This window comes from Shewanella sp. UCD-KL12 (genome assembly GCF_001957125.1).
In the GTDB taxonomy this organism is placed as follows: domain Bacteria; phylum Pseudomonadota; class Gammaproteobacteria; order Enterobacterales; family Shewanellaceae; genus Shewanella.
Genome location: NZ_MPHJ01000001.1, coordinates 917,788 through 937,613, shown reverse-complemented (window position 1 = coordinate 937,613; position 19,826 = coordinate 917,788). Strand labels below are relative to the sequence as shown.

Sequence of the window (19,826 nt, the reverse complement as noted above, 5' to 3'; positions counted from 1 at the left end):
CATATCGACATCAAATGGGAGTAAGGAAAATAGATTGACTGATTGAAGCATGAACATTTAGCAACAGGCTTACTAAAACACAATAAAACCGTCCTGAAAAATCACCTCGCTAGCTAACTTTACGGCGAAACTCTAACGGTGACATGCCAAATTCACGCTGAAAAATATCATAAAATCGGCTGACCGAACCAAAGCCTGCTTCCAGGGCAATATTGAGCACAGGGTTCTCCGTATCAATCAACAACGCTTGCGCATGCTGCAAGCGCAATTGGTTAATGTACTGCTTTATCGACACCTTCATCACTCGATTAAACAGCTTCATGGCATAGTTTTTATGCAAGCCCGTCGAAGTGGATACATTTTCAATGGTAATTTTTTGATCGTAGTTATCGGCAATATAACGCAACATTGACTGGATATGGCTCAAGCCACCAAACACAGGTTTATCGCCACCCGTCGCCACTTTATTAGCCAAGTCATAGGTACTGTAATCCTCAATGGCCATACGACGAATACGCCCTCGAAGTTCATTGATAACTTGAGTAGCCAGCAAGGGTTTATTACTGCTGATATCGGTCTCCCAAATCAAGGTCAGCTCCTGATCACAGGAATACAGGCTGTCCGATACGATAACCTCACCATGCAATAGCTGGCTGACAAAACTGCTCGGCAGCATCCAGGTCAAAAAAGCTTGCAAGGGGATGTAAATATTGACGATCTCCCCCTCCCCTCGTGATGCAGTCATCTGGTGCGGAAATGAGGCCCAAAAGATGATCATTCTTCCTTCTGGTACGGTAATTCTTTTTCCATTAATCAGGTAGTCAGCAGAACAATCGAACAAATAATTAATCTCAATATGCCCGTGCCAATGGCTGTGTTCCATGATCTCAGGCGTCTTCCTATGAAAACCAAATTTATTATCTTGTGCTTGAACTGTTAACGGACTTTCTTCATTAAATGAAATTCTTTCAACCCATTCAAACATGATCATTCCCTGATTAATAAAGAAAAATATAAATTACAATAAATACATTTCATTAACAAACCAAAGTTATTTTTCAGGAATAAATAGCCAGTAAGTAGGAATAACTGTCCATCCCATTAGATGAATCGCATTAAAAATGACCACTGCGTCCATCGCAGGCTAAAAAATGTTAAGGATATTTTACAGTAACGATAGGCATCATTTCGGGAAGTATCGGCCTGTGTTCTAGCGATATAAATATTAACGTGAGCTGAATAACTATTGGCTTGCTGAGTTTGGAAATTATTAATTCAAACCAAGATAACGATAAAAACACATGCTGTGTCTAGAATAAAAGGGAACACTATGAAACGAAATCACCTTGCCATTGCGATCAGCTTAGCATTGGCGACTACCTCTGCTTATTCCACTGAGGAAGTCGACACTCAAAACCAGGAAGACGAGATAGAGGTCATTCAAGTTCGAGGCGTATTGAGCAGTCTCAAAGAAGCCCAATCTATTAAGAAAGAAGCCGATAATGTCGTTGATGCGCTTGTTGCCGAAGATATCGGAAAATTCCCTGACAGTAATGTCGCAGAGGCCATGCAGCGGATCCCAGGAGTCAGCGTTAATCGGTTACGAGGTGAGGGGCAAAGCATTACAGTTCGAGGATTAAGTGGCGATTATAACGTAACCACACTTAACGGACGAAAAATTGCTTCCGAAACCGTTGGCCGTGATTTCAATTATGATTTGATTGCAGCTGAATTGATTGGCGGTGTTCAGGTCAACAAAACCCAACAAGCCTCACTGCCTGAAGGCGGCATTGGTGCAATCATCAACATTGATACACTAAAGCCACTCAATGTCGGTAGCAAAATTGCGGGTTCAATTGAGGGATACTATAACGAACGAGCTGGAGAAGTGGATCCCCAAGCCTCATTTTTAATTAGTGAGACTTTCAATGATGAGGAGTTAGGGATCCTATTTTCAGCCAACCGTACTTCTTCATTCACCCGGTTTGATAGCCACAGCGCTCAATGGGGTTGGAATGAATGGAATGAAGCTGAATTGATGGAGGGGGGCAACCCTGAAATTGCTGGTCGCTTACCTAGCTGGCCTAATGTGATGGTTAGCACCGATAAGCGAGAGCGTACTGGTGGAACCTTAGGTATTCAATGGCGTCCAACGTCTGAACTAGACATAAATTTCGATGCGCTATATACCAAATATGAGATTGAATCGACTGGTAATATGATCTCACTTGCTCTATTTGAAGGCACCAATATGGACAATATCCAAGATGTGTCTTTCGGTGAAGATGGCCATTCAAACAGCATCACCATTGGTGAACCAGGCAACATGGGGTCACCAGCTATCGCGGAACTACTTGAAGCACAAAATCCCCGTGACAGTGAAACCTACCAAGTCGGTCTGAATGTTAACTATATCTGGGACAATTTTAACTTCAACTTTGACGCAGCATACTCTGAAGCTGAAGACTCCTCTGCCGCAGTGAGCTGGGTAGTGATCCGTACCGCCATTGATACCTTAACCATGAATTGGGATAACGGCCAACAGGTACCTGATATTAGCTTTGGTGATACAACTTTAGATGAGAACATTGATTACGGTGGTTGGTATGCTCGGGTCAACGGCGACAAGATAAAAGATAAGACTGGAAACTTTATTTTTGATGGTACCTATGAACCTGAAGATAGCTTCATAAGCAAAGTTCTTTTTGGAACTGGCTATAACATGCAGGATAAGGGAAAAACCTTCTGGGATCAGGAAAATGCCAGTGCTTATACTTTCCGTAATGGCGCAACAGACAGTGAATGGGTTAATGCACCTGACAGTGAAAAAGTAGATATTGCCGGTAATACCCTCTGGGGGCCACTGCCTGATAGTGCAATCAACCCTGGGAGCTTTGACGACTTCATGGGCGGCACAGGTGCAAACTTACCGAATACCTGGGCAGGAATAAATATTCCAGGACTATTTGACTATTACCGTTCGCTAGATGCTGACGCTTTTGACCAGTACCTAACCACACACCCTAACCTGTCTGGCGGTAACACTTATGGTGTAAAGGAGGAAACCATACACGCCTACGCAGAGCTGATCATTGAGGATGAGATAGCAGGCATGCCATATATGCTTGATTTTGGTCTACGCTACATTGATACCACCGTTACATCATGGGGCTACTCCCAAGATCCAGCCAATATTGTATTCGATGAAAACGGTTTATTTACTGATGCCGTCGATCAAGTTGGTTTAGTAGAGTTTGAAGGTAACTACTCTAAATTCCTTCCCAGTATAAACTCTAAACTAGGTCTAACTGACGATCTCTACCTGCGTGTCGCACTCTCTCAAGCCATCTCCAGACCGCCACTGACCAACCTGTCTCCCGTAACATCACTTTGGCAAAACGAGGAGAAAACCCCACCAGAAAACTTCATGTACGAGAACGACCCTGGTTTAGAACCCTATTACGCCGATCAGTTTGATACCGCTTTAGAGTGGTATTACAGCGACACAGGCACATTAAACGCCGCCTTTTTCTATAAAGAATTACATGGTTTTGTCATCTATGAACCAACTCATGAAACCATTGCTGGAGCGGACTTTGAAATAACACGTCCATATAACGACGATGATAATGAGTCTAGGATCCGCGGTTATGAACTGAACTGGTTACAAACATTTGATGAGCTCTTACCCGACTCACTGGCAGGATTTGGTATATCAGCCAACTATACTTATAACAACAGTGAATCAGGTGAATTTACTGAAGATGGTGAGCAACTACCATTCAAAGGCCTATCAGATAACCAGTACAACATTGTTGGCTTTTATGAGCAGCACGGGTTCATGGTTAATATCGCTTATAACTACCGCTCTGAATACAGTTTAGGTAAGCAATGGTATTGGTCTAATGAGCTCAGTGATTACACATCAGAAACATTACAAGTTGATGAGTGGGGCCAATTAGATATGCAGTTTGGCTATGATATCAATGAACATATTACCTTAACATTCGAGGCAAATAACTTACTTGACCCTGACTACGTTCAGTACCTCAATGGCGATAAAAACCACGTTGACTACATTTCCAGCTGGGGACGTAGCTATCGTGCAGGTGTTCGCTTTAATTTTTAACCCTGAAAATGAAGTCTGTGCCTCCATCGCAGGTTTCATTATTTGCCCATCACTTACTTGATGGGCTTTTTTAGTGCTTAAACATATACACTCTCTACCTCAAATATATACCTCACCGACTTTAATGCCATGTCACCATTCACCTTAATGTCATAGGTGATTTTTTGGGAAATAATAACACTTTTTTAATGCGCTTCACTGGAGTGTAAATGCTTCAATGATAATTAGACATAGCAGAATGCCCCGCTGTCTATCCACGATTATTGCAGGAGAAAGGAAATATGTTGCAGTGCTTTTCAAAGGGAAAATCAACAAGTAAATACCCACTACTTATTGGGCTGGTCCTGTTACCAACATCTATCGCTATAGCCGATGATTATCAGCTCCGCTCCCCAGATGGGAGTATTCAAGTCACAGTATCTACCGATAAGCAGTTAAGCTATCAAGTGAGTATCGATGGACGAGAGCTGATCAGTCCATCTAATATCGCCATGACATTTACAGACGGCTCCCAATTTGGCTCACGCCCTAAAGTTAAAAATATAAAACGCCATTCGGTTTCTGAAACACTCACCCCAGTGCTCCCAATCAGAACGGCCAAGATCGACAATCGCTATAACCAATTAACGGTCAATTTTAACGATAACTACCACGTATCATTTAGAGCCTTTGATGAAGGCGTAGCCTATCGCTTTTCAGCCAATCAAACTGGTGAAAGCCACCTTAAATCTGAAACTGCTCATTTCAACTTCGTCGATGGTGCTTTTTCCTACTTCCCCTTTGAGAAAAAATTCCGAACCGCGACTCAACCCCGATTTACTCCTGTATCAGCTAAAAGTATTGACCCAGATGAACTCGGCAGTTTGCCAGCATTATTTGTCGTCAATGGGGTCAATGTGCTATTAACGGAAACAGATCTGCAAAGCTTTCCGGGATTATGGCTTAGAGGTAGCAGCGATGGAGGAATCTATGGTGTACATCCTTTTGATTTAAATGATAAGGATGAGTTTACTCAAGATCTTGGGCTAGTCAGCAAACAACGTGATTACCCATGGCGCATTATGGCCATCGCTAGAACTGATGCTGACTTGTTCGACAATCAGATGAGTTACACCTTAGCTGAGCCTAGTCGAATTAAGGATCCATCTTGGATAAAACCAGGAAAAATTGCCTGGGATTGGTACAACGAAAATAACCTCAAAGGGGTCGATTTTAAAGCGGGGATAAATACTGCAACGTACCAATACTACGCCGATTTTGCTGCCGAGTTCGGTATTGAAAATATTCTCATTGATGATGGTTGGTCATCTCAAGATGATGTGCTCACAGTTCTACCAAATATTGATATGCAAGCCATCATCTCACACGCTAAATCTAAAGACGTCGGCGTCCAGCTATGGGTGCCATTCGATGCATTAGACAAAGATATGGAAGCTGCCTTTGCCCTTTATGCCAAATGGGGGATCAATGGCGTAAAAATCGATTTTATGGACAGCGATAGCATCAAGCGTGTCGATTTTTACTGGCGTGCAGCAGCCATGGCTGCAAAATATAAGATCATGGTCAACTTCCATGGTTCATATAAACCAGCGGGGATCCACCGCACTTACCCCAATGTCATGACACGAGAAGGGGTACGAGGATTAGAAAACAATAAGTGGTCAGAGGTAACATCGACTCATAACCTTCACCTGCCATTTATTCGTATGATAGCCGGACCAATGGACTATACCCCTGGCGCAATGGCAAATGCTCAAAAGAAAAACTTTAATGAAGTATGGTCACGTCCCATGAGTTTAACCACACGTGCACATCAAATCGCTATGTATGTCCTCTATGAGAGTCCACTGCAAATGCTCGCTGATACACCAACCCGTTATCAGTCTGAACCTGAAATCCCGACATTCATCTCCAGCGTTCCTACAGTATGGGATGACTATAAGGTGCTATATGCCAGCATAGGAGAATACTTAACCATCGCAAGACGCTCTGGAAAAAATTGGTACATCGGCGGCATGACCAATCAGCAACAACGAGAGCAACAGATACCTTTAAGCTTCTTAGATGCAGGCGAGTATCAGATGCAATTAGTTAAGGATGGTATTAACGCCGATAATTTTGCTGAAGATTATAAGTTAATCACTAAAACCGTCACCAAACAGGATATTGTAAAGATCAATATGGCACAAAATGGTGGGTATGCATTAAAACTCACAAAGATACTCTAGCTTACCTGTATCATGTAGAAATCATAGTACATGCCTATTCACTATGATTTCTACTTCGCCCAGTTACACCTTCTACTCCTCACTCCCCCCTGCTATTGGTAATATTGGACTTTAGTTTCATACTAAAAGAGCAGTGTGAAATACTATTTGTATTGGAATGTTGGGAGGAGCTTATGATCAGTACTGAACTATGTAACTTATCTGGAGAGATCTTAGTGGGCATTGCCAATGAACACCTAAGATTGAACTGCAAAGATCAACAAGCACTGTATTACGATCTGGATATTTCCATCAGCCAATTGGAGAAGAAGCTTAGCGATGCAGGTTTTCAATATGATGCACTAAGTAATCAATATCGAGCACTCAAATAGCAACAGACTTAAAGACCTTGTAACTATTACGAACATGGGCACTATCATCGCTTGTAACCTTAGATGATGATGCTAACTGTGCGTCTCGTATCTCAAAGAAGCAGCAAGCTTGTTTCAATAAGATAAAACAGCCAAATGAAATAACAGTTAGAATTTATTAAATGCTCTCATTATAATAATTTTTAATTATGACTCTGTATTAAGTACGCATATGCTAAATCCTGCATGGTTACACACCTTTAAAAGTTTAATCGACATCGGCCACTTTACGCATACTGCTGAGAAGCTTCATATGACGCAACCTGGGGTGAGCCAGCATATAAAAAAGCTAGAGCAAGCTTGTGGCCACTCACTGATAAAGCGTGAAAATAAAAGCTTTGAGATCACCGAGCAAGGTCGGCAGGTCTATGATTTTGCTATTCAAATGGCAAATAACCACGTTGAATTACTGGAAAAACTCAACTTCGATAACCCCTATTCAGGGTTATGCAAACTCGCAAGCTCAGGGGCCTTAGCGCTACGGCTCTACCCTGAACTCCTCAAGCTTCAAGCTGAGCATCAGGCTATAACATTCCACCTTGAAGCAGCGCCCAACTATAAGATTCTCGATGATATTCAAGCAGGTAATATCGATTTAGGCTTAGTGACTCACCTACCTGCTGCAAGCCAATTCTCCTCAGAGGTAATCGGTTATGAACCCCTTTGTTTGATCTTACCTAATCAATATAAAGACAAACCTATTAATGCTGAGCAACTAAAACATTGCGGTCTTGTCGCCCATCCAGATGCAGGGCATTACCTATCGTTATATTTTGAGCACAGCGGAGAGCCTGAGTTGGCTCAACTTGAAATTGAGAGTTTGACGACAAGCAGTTACGTCAACCAGTTAAGTCAGATCTTATTACCAGTTTCTCTGGGGCTCGGCTTTACTGTATTACCGAGAAGTGCACTCGATAGCTTCCCAAATAAAGCACAGCTCTACATCCACCAGCCAAAGAACATTGTCACAGAGCAAGTATATCTGGTTCAAAAAAGAAACCGCCAGCTTGCCCAGCGTTACCAAACCATGAAGGAAAATATAAAGCTGTGTCTATCTAACTAAGTTACTTAGCCGCTCTAGTTGTTTTCTTTTTCGAATACCGCCGCTTTTTAAACTTACTCGCGGGCGCTTTAACACCTTGTAAAGAGGTGGGTAACTGGGCACCAGCTTGTGTAATAAGCCCCTTAAGCGAGTCCACTAACGGCATCATAAAATGGGCATATTTTGCCTCTTTACGGCTAATGGCATCAAGGTTGCTCTCCCAAAGTGCGGTCATATCTGGTGTTGTCGCACTTAAAGGTAGACTGTTAATCAGACCACTACCGACATCAGTAGCCACAATAGACTTACCCTGTCTTGATAAAAAGCTGCGCTTAAAAAGCAGTTCGATAATCCCAGCTCGGGTCGCTTCAGTGCCTATCCCGTCGGTATCTTTTAAGATCTTACGAACCTCAGGGTCGGTCACATAACGGTTAATCCCAGTCATGGCACTTAGCAGCGTCGCGTCGGTAAAATGTTTCGGGGCCTGAGTATTTTTTTCAATAAGCTCGCCTTGCCCAGAAGCTAGTACTTGTCCCTTCTTAAGTGATGGCAAGTTCTGCTTTGCCAGTTCATCCTCATCATTGCCATCTTTAGTGTTCGCTTTTGCTGCACTCTTTTCACTATTTCGGTTAAAAAGTTGCTTCCAGCCAAGTGCGCGTTCCTGCTTGGCCTTGGTCTTGAACAGTCCACCTTCAATCAATATCTGAACTTCGGTTTCACTGTAAAGGTAGGGCGGATAGAACTGCGCAAGATATTGCCTGGCCACCTGCAGGTATATCTGCTTCTCACGCACATTGAGAGCGGTCAGGTTAGCTGTTTTCTCTGTGGGGATGATGGCATGGTGAGCATCGACTTTACTGTCATTCCAAGCCTTTGACTTTCTTTTAGCATCTGGCAGCTCGCATTTATCAAGCAGCTCTGCAGCCCCAGAACTCACCGCTTTTATCACTTGCGAAGCCTGCGAAAACTGCTCCACAGGTAGATAGCGGCTATCAGAACGGGGATATGTGATCAGTTTATGCCTTTCATACAGTGACTGACAGGTATCAAGCACCTCTTTGGCACTCATGCCATAGCGCTTAGCCGCATCAATCTGTAGAGAGGATAGACTATAGGGCAAAGGGGCGTTTTGCTGCTTATCTTTTGCGATCACTTGAGTCACTTTTGCCGCTTTATCAGTGATACGGCCAACAACATTTTGCGCTAACCCCTTAGCAAGCACTCTGCCCTCCTCATCCATATAAGGCTGGCAGGCTTCACTGGGTTGCCACTTAGCTTTAAACGCTTCGTTTTGTTCGGTCGTTAGATTTGCTAGCACTTCATAAAACGGTTTTGAGACAAAATTGGCAATCTCTTCATCTCGGCGAACGACGAGCCCGAGTAAGGGAGTTTGTACTCTCCCCACTGACAGCACTCCCTGGTATCCCACTTTGCGCCCTTGTAAGGTATAGGCTCGGGTCATATTCATACCATAGAGCCAATCTGCACGTGAGCGTGCTAATGCTGAGGTTGATAGCGGTATAAACTCGCGATTGCTTCGCATCTGCCCTAATGCTCGCTTAACAGCCTGAGGATTAAGATCGCTTATCAACAGTCGTTGAGTATTGTTAAGCTTTTCGCCTTTTACCCCAAGGTGTGCAATGACCTCATCAACCAGCAGCTGCCCCTCTCTATCTGGATCGCCAGCATTAACCAAGTGTGATGCCTTTTTTACTAAGCCTCTAAGTACAGTTAATTGGCTGCGTGTTTTAGGTTTAGCTTTCATCTTCCATTTTTCGGGAATGATAGGTAGGTGCTCAAACTTCCAGGACTTATATTCAGCATCATAGCTATCTGGCTCAGCTTGCTCTAACAGGTGGCCAATACACCAGGAAACGCAATCTCCATTAGCAGCCATGATATGGCCATCGCCTTTTTTATGCGGCTTTGGCAGAACATCGGCAATCGCGCGGCCAAGTGATGGTTTTTCAGCAATATAGAGGATCATAGAGTGTGGGCTTAAACTACTGTACAAATTACCAGTAACTTTAACCTAAGCAAGATATAGAGGCAATAAATACCAGTGTCATAATGTAAATTCAATTGAGAATGATTATCAATTAGGTATTATTCCTCCATTGAACAGCATTGAAGGAGTAGCATCATGATTGCAACGACAACTGAAAGCGGCACTAGCTTAGATAAAATTTTACTCTATCATTTTCTGATGGTGACAGCGGTTGCATTACTTATCACGCCTTTGATCACTGATAACAAGTTGTTTGAACTCATGCTATTAGTGAGTATGCAGATTGCCCTAACCTGCATCAGTACCTTGATAGGCTTAAGTATGGGACATACCATAAATAGACGTGCGGCGAGTCTTCTTTTTGCTGTTTGGATGCTCGTCTGGTGTGTTCACTTAGCTTAATACTGATAAGCCTTCACAAAAAAGCGTTAGCTCCACAACAGAGTTAACGCTTTTTGTATAGTTTTAGAATTGCTTTTTAGCGTTAGTCCAAAGGCAAGATGTAATCTAGACCCGCAGTAATAGCAGCGACTTGGGCTAAGATACAGTTTTCATCATCGACTTGAGGGCTATCAGGATAGACTTCTGTCGTCGTAGCATAAACACTGTCACTAAAGCCGATACATAAACCTAACGCTTTCGTTGGGTAATTAATCACGCCAAATTGTGAAAGCTCTACACCAATCAGCTTACCTGCATCATCAGCAGGGGCAATGTGGGTGACTTGTTCAACAGACTTGATAATCGCAGTCTGAAACGCATCTGCTGGCAACTCAGTATTCCCAACTAAGTAAAACCCATCAGGAATATTCCAATTAGTATGCTCAACAGCATCTCTAGCCGCTAATGCAGGTCTAAATTCAGAGTTATCGGTATCAGTGGTTTCATGCAAGTCGATATGGGCCGTGATATCAACGCCTAAACCAGCAATATATGCCATGATAGCTGCAGACTCTTCCGCTGGACTATCTTGATAAAATGAGCGATTAGGATCAACCGCATTCGGGTTCCAGCGATTAATTGTTTCATATCCCCAAGGGCTGATACACGGAGCGACAACCAGGTTAAATCTATCAAGATAGGCTTGCGCAGCCGTTTCCAAGAAACGAATCGCGCCCTGTACGCCACTGGTTTCATATCCATGAACGCCACCTGTGACTAGCACGGTAGGCTTATCTTCACTCCACTGTTTAGATTTCACCACAAACAGCGGATATTCACTTGGGTTATATGACAAGCTGCCATATTGGTCGACTTGAAAGCGATCACTCAATGGCAAAATCTTAGCTACCACCTCTTGCTGGTAAGAGCGCTTAATCGTTTGTACTTTCAGCCATTGCGCTTTTTCTGCTTCGCCCCACTTTTGTCCACGAGTACCAATTGAGTAGCTGTTTTGTTTATCCATCTCGATTCCCTAAATTTGCACAATAAAAAAGCCGACACTCAGCATTGATATGTCGGCTTTCTAACTAATACTGCACCTTCGTCATGAAGGTGTTAAACCTAAGACTTTTAAGTCTGTAAGACCATACGCTGACGCTTATGGATGACAAACGTTATGTAGCTCTAGGTTGGTACCAATATCTTTACTGCGATTCGCTTTCGCATCATCATTTCGCAGTTGAGTGATATGGTCTAAATAAGCTTGATCGACATCGTTAGTGATGTAGTTACCATCAAATACTGAAGTCTCAAATCGTTTGATTTCAGGGTTTTCCATGCGAACCGCTTCAGCTAAATCTTCAAGATCTTGGAAGATCATGCCATCGGCACCAATCATCTTGCTGATTTGGTCAACATCGCGCCCATGAGCAATCAACTCACTGGCTGTAGGCATATCAATACCGTACACGTTCGGGAAACGAATTTCTGGGGCTGCAGAAGCAAAGTAAACTTTCTTAGCACCGGCTTCACGAGCCATCTCGATAATTTGCTCTGACGTTGTGCCACGCACAACAGAATCATCCACAAGTAAAACGTTCTTACCCTTAAATTCAACACCAATCGCATTAAGCTTACGGCGAACAGACTTCTTACGTTCCTGTTGGCCTGGCATAATAAAGGTACGACCGATATAACGGTTTTTAACAAAACCCTGACGGTATGGAAGCTCTAAATGACGCGCAATTTCTAGCGCCGTATCACATGAAGTTTCAGGAATTGGGATAACTACATCGATATCATGCTCTTCCCACTCACGCTTGATCTTTTCACCTAGCATAGCGCCCATGTTCACACGGCTACCATAGACAGAGACTTTATCAATCGTTGAGTCAGGGCGTGCAAAATAAACAAACTCAAACAAGCACGGTGCATAGCTTGGGTCGTGAGCACATTGGCGAGTGAATAATTCACCATCGAGTGTGATATAAATGGCCTCTCCTGGGGCAACATCGCGCATTAGCTCAAAGCCAACAGCATCGAGTGCTACACTTTCCGAGGCAACCATATACTCTGTGCCATTTTCGGTTTCCTGCTTACCAAGAACCAAAGGACGAATGCCAAAAGGATCACGGAAAGCGACTAAGCCTTGGCCGATAATCACAGCAGCAACCGCATAGGCACCACGGGTTAAACTGTGGACGGTAGCAACGGCATCAAATACTTCATCTGAGCTCAGGTTTTCACCTTTACACTGTTGCAGCTCATCCGCTAACAAGTTCAATAAAACTTCAGAGTCAGAAGTCGTATTCACATGGCGACGTTGCTTAAGTAAACGCTCATGTAACTCTACAGTATTGGTCAAGTTGCCGTTATGGGCTAATGAAATACCAAATGGAGAGTTAACATAAAAAGGTTGCGCTTCAGAAGCACTAGAGCTGCCTGCTGTAGGGTAGCGCACATGGCCGATGCCAGTGTGACCTTGTAGGCGTTGCATATGTTTAGCTTCAAATACGTCTTTAACCAGACCATTGGCCTTACGTAATCTAAAGGCATTACCATCAACAGTCACGATACCAGCTGCATCTTGTCCGCGATGCTGAAGTACAGTTAATGCATCATAGATAGGCTGGTTAACCGATGAACGGCCAACTATTCCGACGATACCACACATGGGTGAGATTCCTCATTGTAAGATGTTCTGATATTTATAATATTTCAGTCGCATAAGTTAACAATCCACTTAAGCTAAACTAATAATGCTTTTTGCATTTTATATTTTGGGTACAAAGCTTGACGTGTTTTCTATGTAGTCAAAAAACCACTGGATAACAACGCCGAATTCGGGAACAAGCTGCGAATCTTGCCACCAATCCGTATTGGGTGCGCCGGTAAACGCATCCATGAAAAACAGTAACGCACTGACAATTAAGGCGCCTCTAAGTGCACCAAAACACAAACCAAGTACTCGGTCTGTGCCAGATAAACCCGTCTTTTCGACCAGTTGACCTATTAGATAATTAATTAACGCCCCTACAATCAGGGTCGCTATAAACAGAATAGCAACTGCCACTCCATTTCGGAGCATTTCGTCTTGCATTTGGGTGAGATAAACGGCGAGGTCTTGATAAAATTGACTCGCAACAAAAAAAGCCGCAAACCAGACGACTAAGGACATAGCTTCTTTGGCGAAACCTCGAAGTAGACTAATTAGCGTCGAGACTCCGATAACTGCGATAATGGCGTAATCGATCCAAACCATTTAATGATAATCCGGCATAGGGTTAAGACGGCGGGATTTTAACAGAGACCGAGCACATTCTCACCCCCAAATGGGATAATTTATTGTTTCGATCTCTAACCACTGTTTTTGCCTATGAGGCCGTTGGGCTATAAGCGACAATACGGCCTTTAAGTTTGGTCAACTTCTCGACACCAGGCTGAAGGGATTTTATCTTAGATTCTGAGGTCTCAGGACCAACAAATACTTTGGTCAGCTTGCCATCAACAGGTGTTGCAGGCAAGGTATACGCATTAAAGCCACCCGCTCTAAGCTTGCTTACTAGGCCTTTTACATTGGCTGCATTATTAAAGCTACCAAGTTGAAGAGTATAAGCAGATGTTGGTTTAACCACTTCCTGAGCAGGTTTCTGTTTTGGCTTAGTCTCGGAGCTAGTTTCTGCTTTAGCCTCTGAAAGACGCTTTGGCTTCGTCTCAGGGCTCACTTTTGCGGTTTCTACAGGCTTTGTCGTCTCAACATTAGTCTCAACGAGCTCCCAGGTATCTTGACCACCTTGTTCACTAGCTTGATCATCACTTTCAAAAGCCTGCTCTTTATCACTCAAGTCAACGGCTTGAATGGCATCATCGGGCAAGGTCAACTCAGCCACTTCAGGCCTTAAAGGAATTTCAGCAAACTGCTCCTCTTGATGCACTTTCTTACCATCAAGAATATCAGGTAGAAAAATAACCCCGAGTGCAACAAATACGATAACGCCTACGAGACGATTCTGAAAGTGGTTAGATACTTTGCTATTTTGCTCTGGAACTTGCTGTTTTTCTTTTGTATCCATGATTAATCACGACCGCCTAGTTGGATATTTTTAAACTCTGCCACAGTGTAAAATGAGCCAAATACAATTACTACATCTGTTGGAGTTATTTCTGCTTCGATTGACTCCCATGCATGCGCTAATGTTGCATAGTGCGCGGCTTTCATTTTCACGCCACTTGAGATATCACTCCCTTCCAGCAAATTTAATAGCTGTTCACCAGAGGCGCTTCGTTCGGTTTGAAGGCTAGTAAAGGCCCAAACATCTACTAGCGGGGCTAATACCTTAATGACCTCGCTGCAATCCTTATCTTTTAACATACCACACAAGGCAATTAATCGCTTAGGTTGGCGCTTTTCGAGCTGCTTAAGCAAATAACGGACTGCATGTGGGTTATGCGCAACATCGAGTAAAACCAAGGGGTCGTGACTGACGACTTCTAAACGACCTGTTAAGGTCGCCATCTCGATACCTTGACGAATAGTATCAGCCTTTAAATCTGGCCAGCCATGCTCAATGACTGCAAGGGCGGTTGCTGCATTAGGGAGTGGAAGTGTGGGTAAAGGGATATTAGCAAGGGTCTGATGCTGTCCTTGGTAGCCCCATGTGGTGCCACCTTGCTCAGCAAGGTAGTTAAATTCAGTAGCAACTCGGTACAGGTTCGCCCCAACTTCTGTTGCCACTTCGATAACACTTGTAGGTAAGTCTGGCTCACCGACTATTGCAGGTCTGTTAGACCGGAATATCCCCGCTTTCTCCATGCCCACAGAGCGACGTGTATCACCTAGGTACTCTTGATGGTCTAAATCGATAGATGTGATGACAGCAATATCAGCATCTAAGATATTAATGGCATCGAGTCTGCCACCTAATCCCACTTCAAGTAACACAACATCTAGCTTTGCCGCTTTAAAAATATATAAGCCAGCTAAGGTCGCAAACTCAAAATAGCTTAGCGATATCTCGCCGCGAGCGACATTGATAGCCTCAAATGCCTCGATAAATAGCGCATCAGCGGCATCATTACCATTTAGCCTCACTCGCTCATTGTACTTAAGCATATGCGGTGAGCTATAAACGCCTACTGTTTCGCCGTTAAGCAGGAGTATCTGCTCAACCATGGCACAGGTCGTGCCTTTACCATTAGTGCCAGCAACGGTTATGACTTTAGTTTTACCTAAGTCTCTCAGTGCTAAGCGGTCGGCAACTTCAGACACCCGCCCTAGCCCCATCTCAATTTCTGTTGGATGAATAGCAAGTAGGTAATCTAACCAAGTGTCTAAACTGGCATCACTAGCGGGGGAAGTTAGCATGATAATGTGTCTCAGATTCAGTAGCAGTATACCTGCTAAGGCCCGCAACAGGCCTTAGCAAAGACGGGAATGATTAATCCAGCATAAATAATGGACCTAGCGCCATTTTTGGCAGGTCAAACTCTTCAGGGTAAGTCACGTCAACCATATATAAGCCATTAGGTTTTGCCGTTGGCGCTGCTTTGCTTCTATCTTTAAGCGCTAACAGTTCGGGGATCCAACTATCCTGCTGATTACCTAGGCCGATCTCAAGCAGAGAGCCGACGATATTTCTGACCATATGGTGCAAAAATGCATTCGCCTTGATATCAACACAGATATACATACCTTGACGAGTCACATTGACCTCATGGACATGACGAATTGGCGTTTTAGACTGACAGTGCAGGGCTCTAAAACTGGTAAAGTCATGCTCTCCGACAAAGTGCTGACCAGCCTGATGCATCTTGCTTTCGTCAATATTGCCACGGTAATGGCTGACACCATGGCGTAAAATACCTGGGCGGAGATGATAGTTATAGATCATATAACGGTAGCGTCTAGCCGTTGCAGAAAAGCGAGCATGAAACTCTTCATCGACAACTTTCGACCACTTCACAGCGATATCATCTGGCAGGTTAACATTGACACCTAAGGTCCAGGCTCTGTCTTGGCGCACAGCTGTCGTGTCAAAGTGCACCACTTGTCCTGTGCCATGTACACCAGAATCCGTACGGCCAGCACACTGTACTGTAATAGGTTCATTTGCTACTTTTGACAACGCGCGCTCTAATTGAGCCTGTACAGTGTCAACTTCAACCTGACGCTGCCAGCCGTAATACTTGCTGCCATCATATTCGATACCTAACGCTACTCGCATATATCCTCTTTGGACGACTGAATGTATTCGCGCCGCCATTTAACCTAAAGCCGATAAATCTATTTGGGCGCGGATTTTAGCACATTGTTGAATTTCAGATAATAAAAAACGACGCGAAATGCGTCGTTTCTTAAGAAATGATAAAAATTTAATCTAAGGTTTGGAGTAAGCCGTCGGCTTCCTCTTGCTGCCTAGTATTACCATCGAGCTTCACCTCTTTTAGCAAGGCCTTAGCACTGTCGTTATCATCTATTTCAATATAAGCGCGAGCCAAGTCTAGTTTAGCGTTAACTGAGTTCTCCTCATCATCAACATCGACCATGGCGGCGTTACCCATCAAGTTATCTAGCTCGCCCATATCAACATCGAGCTCTTTATACTGATCGGTTTCCAACTCATCTTCATCAGCATCATTTAACAAACGATCGATATCGATAAAGCCATTGTCTTTCTGGAACGTCGTGAGATCATGCTCAGGGACTGCAACAGCAGGAGATTTATCTAGCTCTTCAGCATCTAACGCCGCTAACGCTTCATCGACGGTAAGTTTACTGTCATCATCACTACTGAGACTTAGCGAGCCTGCGTCAATGTCATCGATGGCCGATGAAGACTCTTGATTTAATAACTCATCATTGCTCGACGGCGTGATAACAGGCGCTTGTTCGGAGTTTGCTGACTCCCAGTCTAAACTGTTGTCATCGCTCTTCTTACCGCCTTTAAGGTCGGCAAACATACCACCAGTCCCTTTAACCGCAACAGGATCCTTTGCAGTTGCTGGGTCTACAGCTTCTAGATCGGCAAGCAGTGAGTCCAATGCTTCATCTTTTTTGCCTGTATCATCAACCAAAGGTGCGCTGATATCTTCTGGAATATCATCGGCTGGCATATCTAACGTTTCAGCTATACCTGAATCGGCAATATCAAACTCAGCAAGTAGCGAGTCCAAATCATCTTCACTCGTTTCACTATCTGTGACCTCGCCTTCAAGCTCTGCAGAGATGGCATCGCTTAGGTCCGGTTGCTCAGTGGCGAGCGCTTCAGCATTATCTGTAGCGGCGTCATCAGCCGCTGTACTAGGCTCATCGAAGCCCGCTAACAGCGCATCTAAATCCTCTTCACTATCGTCTTGTGTTTTGACCTCTCCCTCAAGCTCGGCAGAGATGGCATCACTCAAATCAGTGTCATCATTGGAAGGCTCAGTGCTAAGTTCAGTGCTAGGCTCATCGAAGCCTGCTAGCAGCGCATCTAAATCCTCTTCATCATTCGCAACTGTAATTTCACTTTCTAGTTCGGCCGAAATAGCATCAGTGATATCAGAGTCATTTGTGATATCTAAGTCATCTGTGGCATTTTCTGGCTCTTCATTTGACGCCAGATCGCCTAGGAGTGCATCCAAATCATCTTCTGCAGCAGGTTCATCACCTGTTTCTACCGCCTCTTCAGTAGGCACTGCAGGCTCATCAAAGCCTGCAAGCAATGAATCTATATCGTCTTCGGCAGAGGTTTCCGCAATATCTGTTTCATCTTCAGCCACACTCGCAGCAGACTCAGCAACCGGTTCCTCGGCTGACTCATCAAAACCTGCAAGGAGTGAATCTAAATCATCTTCGGCAGGTGTTTCCGCAATCTCTGTGGCATCTTCAGCCACACTCTCAGCAACTGACTCAGCTTCCGGCTCAGCAGCGGGTTCCTCGGCTGGCTCATCAAAGCCTGCAAGCAGCGAATCTAAATCATCTTCAGCAGGTGTTTCTGCAACTTCCTCAGGTTGTGAATTCTCAGCTGCTGGTTCATCGAAACCGGCCAGTAATGAGTCGAGATCATCTTCAGAAACAAGCTTGCTCACATCTTCAGTTGGCGTGCTGAGCTCCACACTCTCTTCAGCGTCCTCTTCTATGCTCTCATCGGCAGTAACAGCGGGGGCTTCTGGCTCATCAAAGCCCGCAAGCAATGAATCTAAGTCATCCTCTTCATTGGGCTTAGACTCCTCTTCATCTTGCTCGCCCATCGCTTCAGCCCATAGATCATCTAACGATTGCCCCTCCTCCTCAGCAGGCTCCTCTTCAGCGGCTGTTTCACCTGGGTCTACAAACATCTCTGAAGCAAGGTCAACTTGATCAGAATCTAGACTCATATCAACTTCTGGCGCTAATTCACTCGAATCGACACTCATCAAGGAGTCAATGGAATCATCCTCCTCAGTATCTAAGTGCACTGCCATTGCGCCGGCATCATCTTCAGCAGCTTGCTCTGAGACGGCATCTAGATCAGGTGAAGAATCTTCAACAGCTGCAGTAGGTGGCGTTTCAGCTTCACCTTGCTCAGCCTGCTCCTCTGAGATCTTACCTTCATCTTTACGACGTCTTAGGAATAGCCATAGCAATACAAGTAATACAATGGCAGGAATAGAGATAGCACCGACTAGCAATAGTGGGTTGTCCATAAAGCTGCGCCATTGATCGGAAGGCGCTTCAGGCTCTGGAGTTTGTAGCGCTGCAATCTGCTCTTGAAGAGATTTGACCTCCTCAGTCAGCCCAGCACCTTGCTGTTTACTTATCTGCAGCTGCTCTTCTAAGATAGCAACTTGCTCATTGAGCTCTTCAATCTTGCCTTTAAGCGTGTCGGTATCATTACTACCTAAGTCAAGTTGATCTTGCGCTCTGCCTAACTCATCGGTCAGCTCAAGGTTTTTAGCTTCAGCTTCTTCAAGTTTAGCGGTTAGCTCTGCTACGCCATCCACACTCTCAGTGGAAGGCGCCTCTGTGTCCGGTGCAATGATAGGTAAGGTGACAGGTCTAACTGGCGCCTTTGTTTCAGCTACTGTCTCTGTAGGCGTTGGCGCTACTGTGGCTTTTGCTGGCTGAGTTGCTCTCTGCCAATCTTTATCATTACTTTCAGCTCTCGCCTTTGCCATACTTTTTGGAATGGCAGACATCAACTCTTTAGATGGGATAAGCAGTATCATCCCTTTCTCAAGGCTATTAAAGTTTGCGTTTGAAAATGCATGGGGGTTGGCATCATAAATCGCAGCCATCACCTGGTAGATGCTTACGCTACTATCTGGGCGCACCTTTTGCGCTATGCTCCAGAAGGTATCTGATGACTGAGTCGGGCCGTATTGACGCGCAGTTTGTCTGACCTCACCATCGGGCCCTGTGATCTTAAGTGGCTCAGCAGCAAAGGCGCTTTGTTCCAGCGGACTAACAGTAAAAATAAGTAGAGCTGAGGCCATCAGACCGACAAGATATGAAGTGCGAAAGTTCATCAATTCTTCCCTTTCAAGCGTAATGTTACTGCTGTTATCGCAGCATAGCTTTAGGCGATTGTATTTATTGAGATTACTATAAACCAGAAATCACAGGTCTGCTACTGTTCACAATTCAAAAACAACTGCTAAAACAAAA

14 protein-coding genes are annotated in these 19,826 nt (G+C 44.3%); 5 read left to right on the top strand and 9 right to left on the bottom strand.

Translation table 11 applies throughout. From position 1 onward, the window contains the following. Window positions 1-109 precede the first annotated feature (109 nt). Window positions 110-985 carry a helix-turn-helix domain-containing protein gene (locus BM736_RS03955; protein ID WP_076408875.1) on the bottom strand — a complete coding sequence of 292 codons (876 nt, stop codon included), beginning with the start codon at window positions 983-985 and terminating at the stop codon, window positions 110-112. Window positions 986-1,330: 345 nt separating this feature from the next. Between BM736_RS03955 and BM736_RS03950 the strand changes: the two genes are divergently transcribed. The 4 genes from BM736_RS03950 (at window position 1,331) to BM736_RS03935 (ending at window position 7,830) form a co-directional block, all read left to right on the top strand. Then, on the top strand, window positions 1,331-4,129 hold the full coding sequence (locus BM736_RS03950) for a TonB-dependent receptor (protein ID WP_076408873.1): 2,799 nt from the start codon (window positions 1,331-1,333) through the stop codon (window positions 4,127-4,129). A 284-nt stretch (window positions 4,130-4,413) separates the two neighbouring features. Continuing rightward, window positions 4,414-6,357 (top strand): glycoside hydrolase family 97 protein, encoded by a 1,944-nt coding sequence (locus BM736_RS03945; protein WP_179079004.1) that lies wholly within the window; start codon window positions 4,414-4,416, stop codon window positions 6,355-6,357. A 173-nt stretch (window positions 6,358-6,530) separates the two neighbouring features. Further along, window positions 6,531-6,728, top strand: a complete 198-nt coding sequence (locus BM736_RS03940) for a DUF4250 domain-containing protein (protein WP_076408867.1) — start codon at window positions 6,531-6,533, stop codon at window positions 6,726-6,728. A gap of 211 nt (window positions 6,729-6,939) precedes the next feature. Next, the gene (locus BM736_RS03935; RefSeq protein ID WP_076408864.1) at window positions 6,940-7,830 is read left to right on the top strand and encodes a LysR family transcriptional regulator; all 891 of its coding nucleotides are present in this window, start codon (window positions 6,940-6,942) and stop codon (window positions 7,828-7,830) included. Window position 7,831: 1 nt separating this feature from the next. Here the strand turns inward: BM736_RS03935 and BM736_RS03930 are convergent, their stop codons facing one another. Next, on the bottom strand, window positions 7,832-9,796 hold the full coding sequence (locus tag BM736_RS03930) for a DNA topoisomerase III (RefSeq protein ID WP_076408861.1): 1,965 nt from the start codon (window positions 9,794-9,796) through the stop codon (window positions 7,832-7,834). Between the two features lie 156 nt (window positions 9,797-9,952). Between BM736_RS03930 and BM736_RS03925 the strand changes: the two genes are divergently transcribed. Beyond that, entirely contained in the window at window positions 9,953-10,219 is a 267-nt protein-coding gene (locus BM736_RS03925) for a hypothetical protein (protein ID WP_076408859.1), read from the top strand. Window positions 10,220-10,301: 82 nt separating this feature from the next. On the opposite strand, the gene BM736_RS03920 is transcribed toward BM736_RS03925, so the two are convergent. From BM736_RS03920 to BM736_RS03890, 7 genes are all read right to left on the bottom strand, one after another. Continuing rightward, window positions 10,302-11,222, bottom strand: a complete 921-nt coding sequence (locus BM736_RS03920; RefSeq protein WP_076408857.1) for a M14 family metallocarboxypeptidase — start codon at window positions 11,220-11,222, stop codon at window positions 10,302-10,304. A gap of 135 nt (window positions 11,223-11,357) precedes the next feature. Continuing rightward, complete coding sequence (purF, locus tag BM736_RS03915) at window positions 11,358-12,872, bottom strand: amidophosphoribosyltransferase (RefSeq protein WP_076408855.1); 1,515 nt, start codon at window positions 12,870-12,872, stop codon at window positions 11,358-11,360. Between the two features lie 99 nt (window positions 12,873-12,971). Beyond that, window positions 12,972-13,460: a CvpA family protein gene (locus BM736_RS03910; protein WP_076408853.1), complete on the bottom strand. Its 489-nt coding sequence runs from the start codon at window positions 13,458-13,460 to the stop codon at window positions 12,972-12,974. A 112-nt stretch (window positions 13,461-13,572) separates the two neighbouring features. Continuing rightward, window positions 13,573-14,271, bottom strand: a complete 699-nt coding sequence (gene dedD / locus BM736_RS03905) for a cell division protein DedD (RefSeq protein ID WP_076408852.1) — start codon at window positions 14,269-14,271, stop codon at window positions 13,573-13,575. Window positions 14,272-14,273: 2 nt separating this feature from the next. After that, window positions 14,274-15,563, bottom strand: coding sequence for a bifunctional tetrahydrofolate synthase/dihydrofolate synthase (folC, locus tag BM736_RS03900; protein ID WP_076408851.1), 1,290 nt, complete (start codon window positions 15,561-15,563; stop codon window positions 14,274-14,276). A 73-nt stretch (window positions 15,564-15,636) separates the two neighbouring features. Continuing rightward, window positions 15,637-16,422, bottom strand: a complete 786-nt coding sequence (gene truA, locus BM736_RS03895) for a tRNA pseudouridine(38-40) synthase TruA (RefSeq protein WP_076408850.1) — start codon at window positions 16,420-16,422, stop codon at window positions 15,637-15,639. A 148-nt stretch (window positions 16,423-16,570) separates the two neighbouring features. Further along, window positions 16,571-19,687, bottom strand: a complete 3,117-nt coding sequence (locus tag BM736_RS03890; RefSeq protein ID WP_076408847.1) for a FimV/HubP family polar landmark protein — start codon at window positions 19,685-19,687, stop codon at window positions 16,571-16,573. Window positions 19,688-19,826: the final 139 nt, after the last annotated feature.